This window comes from Waterburya sp. (genome assembly GCF_058530065.1).
The window spans coordinates 1-5,079 of record NZ_JBZNBU010000229.1; the positions used below are offsets into that span (position 1 = coordinate 1).

General features: G+C 38.1%; 5 protein-coding genes. 1 reads left to right on the plus strand and 4 read right to left on the minus strand.

Annotation, left to right across the window (positions count from 1 at the left end; genetic code table 11):
• Nucleotides 1-228: 228 nt before the first annotated feature.
• A complete protein-coding gene (locus tag AC33VI_RS14005) occupies nt 229-1,248 on the minus strand; it encodes a succinate--CoA ligase subunit alpha (RefSeq protein ID WP_491782885.1) in 1,020 nt (339 codons plus the stop codon).
• Between the two features lie 60 nt (nt 1,249-1,308).
• Nucleotides 1,309-2,562 carry an ATP-grasp domain-containing protein gene (locus AC33VI_RS14010; RefSeq protein WP_491782886.1) on the minus strand — a complete coding sequence of 418 codons (1,254 nt, stop codon included), beginning with the start codon at nt 2,560-2,562 and terminating at the stop codon, nt 1,309-1,311.
• A 531-nt stretch (nt 2,563-3,093) separates the two neighbouring features.
• On the opposite strand from AC33VI_RS14010, the gene AC33VI_RS14015 reads away from it, so the two are divergent.
• Complete coding sequence (locus tag AC33VI_RS14015; protein ID WP_491782887.1) at nt 3,094-3,840, plus strand: hypothetical protein; 747 nt, start codon at nt 3,094-3,096, stop codon at nt 3,838-3,840.
• Nucleotides 3,841-3,901: 61 nt separating this feature from the next.
• Here AC33VI_RS14015 and AC33VI_RS14020 read toward each other — a convergent pair whose 3' ends face one another.
• Complete coding sequence (locus AC33VI_RS14020; RefSeq protein ID WP_491782888.1) at nt 3,902-4,072, minus strand: hypothetical protein; 171 nt, start codon at nt 4,070-4,072, stop codon at nt 3,902-3,904.
• The coding region (locus AC33VI_RS14025; RefSeq protein ID WP_491782889.1) for a CHASE2 domain-containing protein at nt 4,069-5,079 on the minus strand (1,011 nt) is incomplete at its 5' end. The genes AC33VI_RS14020 and AC33VI_RS14025, both read right to left, overlap by 4 nt.

The window sequence follows — 5,079 nt, forward strand, 5'->3', positions numbered from 1 at the left end:
AAAGTATAAAACTGACCATAACACTGTTTTTGCTATTTGTTAGCAAAGATCTCAAAATATCCTAACTTACTGCGCTTTTCACATGGGTAGACCACATAATTAAACTTTAAAAACTAAGAACTAAAAACTAAAAACTACGAACTAGTAAATTTTCCCAGAGAGCTATTCAACTGAAAACGGCTGTAACTAACTATGGTTAGTATTGTTTAATATTTCGCCCTCTTTATTTTATTTAACTGTACTCCGAACTATTTTTGCCAATAGAGGTGGGATCTCGCTTGGTTTTTTAACCACTGCAATTCCTATTTTTTTCAATTTGTCGATTGTACGTCGCCCTCGATCGACTGCGGGAATTGATGCTGATAGATGATTGCTAATTATAGTTACTGCATCGCCAGAAGTTTTGGCTTGAGGAGTCTTTAATCCTGCAATATAGACAATAATTGGTTTATCCCAGTCTCTTTGGCGACAGTGGAAAATAATATCTTCAGCATCTTTGACTTTTTGTCCGATAAAAATGATTGCTTCTGTATGAGGATCTTCGTTAAAGATAGATAACCATTGAGATAAATTAGAGCCACTAATGCGATCGTTACCCAAGCTCACAACTGTAGACACACCCATCTTGGATTGCTCTAATTCTAGGGCTACTTCATAGGATAAATTTTTGCTAGTAGTAATTATTCCTACTTGCCCAGAATGATAAAACTGAGGTTGTAATTTTCCCAACCACACTTCTCCTGGTTGAGTAATTCCGTCACTACCAGGTCCTAAAAGCAAAATATTATGAGTTTTTGGATCTTGTATTAACTGAATTGTATCCAAAGGAGGTATGTTAGAGGTTACAATAATAATTCTTTTTATTCCCGCAGCAATTGCTTCTCTTACCGCATCCAAAACTTCATAGGGAGGTACAAAAATCAAGCTCGTATCAATCCTCTCTGCAATCGTCAACACTTGTTCTACCAAGTCGAAAACAGGTATGTCTTCTACTTTTGTCCCTCCTTTACCAGGACTGACTCCTGCCACGATCTCTGCACCATAGGCTTTCATCTGTACCGCATAAAAAGCAGCTTCTGGTTCTGTAATTCCTTGAATAATTACTTGATTGGGAGACGACCAATTCATAAAATTAGAATAATTTAGAGGTAAATAATAGGGAAAATCAAGAACGTCAGGTTGCATCAGAACATCAAAATTCCTGGCATCACTGGCATCAGTATAGTAGCGATCGCAATCCCAATTCATTATTTTTAGACTACAATTTTGGTCTATTTATCTTGTAGTAAAATTTGGCAAAAAAACCTTTTAATTGGATTTAACTACAGATATTGCTTGAGAAATCGAACTTTCTAAATTACTAGACAAATACATTTGCGAGCCAAAATCGCGATCTATAGAATCTTCTCCCCCCAAAAGCCTCAAAATGAATTTTGGCTGGGATCGAACAACTGCTGGAGATGAAGATTTTGCTCTAGAATGTACTTCTTGTCCGAGATTTTGAGCTTCGCTTCCATTGCCATTATAGTCTTTCTCTTCAGACTCTGAAGGGATCGATTCTAATTTAGACTGAAGATAATCAGCTATTTCTCGGACTATTTCACGGCTAACTGCTTCGGTTTCCCAAATATTGATGAATATAGCTTTCAATCCTGTTACAGACTCTAATTCGGTCAAAATCTCTCGTAAATAATTACGATATAGCAGAGGACTATTTTCCTCATGGGGGGTGATTTCTGGGAGAACTGCTCCACAAGCGGGATTGATTCTTTTTTGACCAAATAAATCCCAGGTTAACAATGCCAGAGCGAAACTATTACAAATAGTTGCAACTTTACCCGATTTATTTTGCCAGTCGAGCCAATACCAATGGGGAATATGAGAAGAGTTTGCCGAAGGTTCTGGAGAGAATTCTAGGGCTTCGATAATCGGCTGTCTGGCTAAAGCCGAATCATTTACCGTAATTTTTCCATCCAATGCCATCAATTCCCCTTTAGCATTAACTCCCAAAGGATTAATTTCAATGGAATCTAAATCTCTTGCTTGAAATAGACGATACATCTTGGCAATAATGTCACTGACCGAGCAAATTAGTTGCCCCGATAAACCCATACTCGCAGCCAACCGACGAGCGTGAAACAAAGAAAAATCATCATCAAGTACCACTTGCTGTAAATTTGCCAAAAGAGAATTCACATTCATTCCCCCGCGAGCCGAACCCATTAAAACTGGGCATTGTAGTTCGTAATCTAAAACGATCGCCAGAAAAAATTCCCTTTCCGCATTGTAATGAGCTTCTGCCAAAATTACTTCGGGATATTCTCCCAAAATAGATAGGTTAAAAATAGTTCTAGCTGCGGCGATCGCATCAATTGTGTTGGCGACAAATTTAATTCCTCCTGCTTTTCCCCTCCCTCCCGATCTAACTTGAGACTTTAAGACTACAGGATAAGGAATTTGTAATTGTTTAATTTTTCGAGAATCTTTAATAGTCTGAGACGGTAAAATAGGAATATCTACCATTCTAAACAATTCTTTAGCTTGATATTCAAGTAATTCCATGATTGAGTATTATAAAATAATTGTTGTATACAGCTAAAAAAAGATAGCAAACTAAAACAGAAATACTAATTCTTGATGAACTAAAGATATTTCCCCATGCACCCTGGATTTTCCCAGTAAAAATGCCATTGTTATTAAATAATTTTATGGTTTATTGTTTACATTCTTAAAATATTCAGTTATTTTTCCGTCCAGATTGAAAAATTAAACAATTGGCACTTATTATAGGTACGGCTTAAAACCGAAACCGCTTAAACTGGGAACAGTTACTCAAAAGTAACAAATGTTGTGTTCTTATCGATCTTCACGCTCGATCTTTTATACTTATGTTTTAGTATCTCTCAATGTTCGTTACTTTAGTTCTGTTTGCCACTATCCTAAATCTCTAAATATAAGCTATAGTCAAATACTCAACTATGCCCTACAATTACCAAGACAAGTCTTTTCCCATTGTGAAAAATAGCGGTATTAGCAACTAACCAGCAAAGGGTTTAATGTTTTCGGAGAAATAAGGTTCAACTCATAACAGCTATGACAAAATCTCGCGATCGTGAAAGGGGAATGGAAAAAGTTGTAATTATTATCAATGCGGAAGTTAGCGAAAAAGGAAAATTGCTTTCAGCTTCGCCAGTGACTCAGAAAATGGTAGAGGCTTTACAAAGTAGTATTGCCAAATCTTCGACTTCATCTCTAGAGGTCGAAATTGTATCTGCTGCCACTCTTTGGTCTAAACATTCCAGAAATATTAAAAAAAGTAGGGATGAAAAAGCGATTTACTGCCCTCTCACCATTCAACTCCCAGATTATTTTGATTTTCCCCAAAAGAAAATTTATTCTGCTTGCAAAGATATAAACGCCAGAAGACGTTGGGTAGAAAAAAATTTAGGATTCAAAACGAGTGTTGGAGACTCTTGGTTGGGTCATTTATGGCTGCCTATAGTCTTAACCGAGCGACCGATTTTTGCTGAAATCATCGGTGAAGGATCGATGCCTAATTCCTACGAACAACCTGCAATAATACCGAATCGTCAGCGTAAATCCCTGCACAATCTAGCAGGAGAACTATTAGATTCTTTAGATGCGCCACCAGCAACCTATTTGCTCCAATTCAGCTTACATAATGGAGAAATAGTCTTCGATCGCCTGTGGCCATTTCCTGCTGCTCCTGCTTTAATTACTCTTAAGACTCAAAAACCAGATTTGTTTACTTGCCACTGGCACTGTCTTACACAACAACCCATCCCAGACATTAATGTTTCTGATGCCATGCCGATCTAGGTATAGTTTCACAATCGATCGACAATGAAGCTAGTAGTTTTTGCTATTAGCTCTTATTTTTTTAATCTTCTGCCATACACCAAGCAAAAAATAATACAGTTAATAGAGCTAGTCCCCACCAACCAAAAGAAGTCAAACGACTAAACAAATCAATCGGAATAAATAGCCAAGTTTCATTAATTAACCAATTACCGAACAAAAGTGCAACTAAAATAATTGTCAAAAGTATCATCGGTCAGAAAAAGATTGAGAATAAATCGAAGTCATAGTGGCAGCTAGAAGTAAACCCAAAATTGGAGCGATCGCAATCAACCAACCGCCATGCAAAAATAAAAGCCAACTGCAGGCTAAAATTAGCAGCAAAGAACCAGCAATCCCCAGTAGGATCGTCCAGAAAGAATGTCGAGCTAGAATAATCAGCATACTACCAGCGAGACACCAACAAGCAATCCAAAATATTTCCCAGCGACTGTCAAGCCACCACAAAGGTTTTTGCTCCCCCAAAGCCATACTAATAATATGCTCGGTCATTTGAGCGTGAATAACTACTCCCGACCAGCGTTTCGTCTGCTGTCCTCGACTGAAAGGGGTATAGTGCAGATCTTGATTGTGTCCCACCACCCCAATTAAGACAATTTTATCTTCCACCAGTCGATTCAAGGTACTAGTGGGAAGTGCCATCGCCTGTCTTAAAGAAATCTTGGTCGGCAAAGTAGGGTGATAATTGAGTAAAATCTGATAGCCTCCAGCATCTGGTAGATGGTAACCACCGCTATTGGGCTTGAGTTTGGTCAGTTTTAACTCTCCCAATCGGAAAATTTTTCCATCATATTCAATCGCAACATTATCTAAATATTGGGAAGCCAGACGAAGGCTTAAAGAAACGCTCGTATCGCACTTTTCATCGGGAGACATTCCTAATATTTGACGGCGAATAGTACCATCATCATCGATCGCCCAGTTACTAAAACCAAGTCGCTCGGTATCTAAAGCAGGAGGGGGAGCAATGCCAATTAGATTGGAACTACTAACAGCAATACGACAAATACCATAAAAATTATCTTGTTGGGCGATAGTCTTTGCCAATTCTGGCTCAAAAGGAAAATCGTGAATTACATCGGATGCGATCGCTTTTGCTCCCCCAGATTGTAACCTAGCAACTAACCGTTCTAAAGCGATATCTGACAAAGATCCGCGCATATTAAAAGCCATACCTTGATTTTTTTGGTATTCAATATC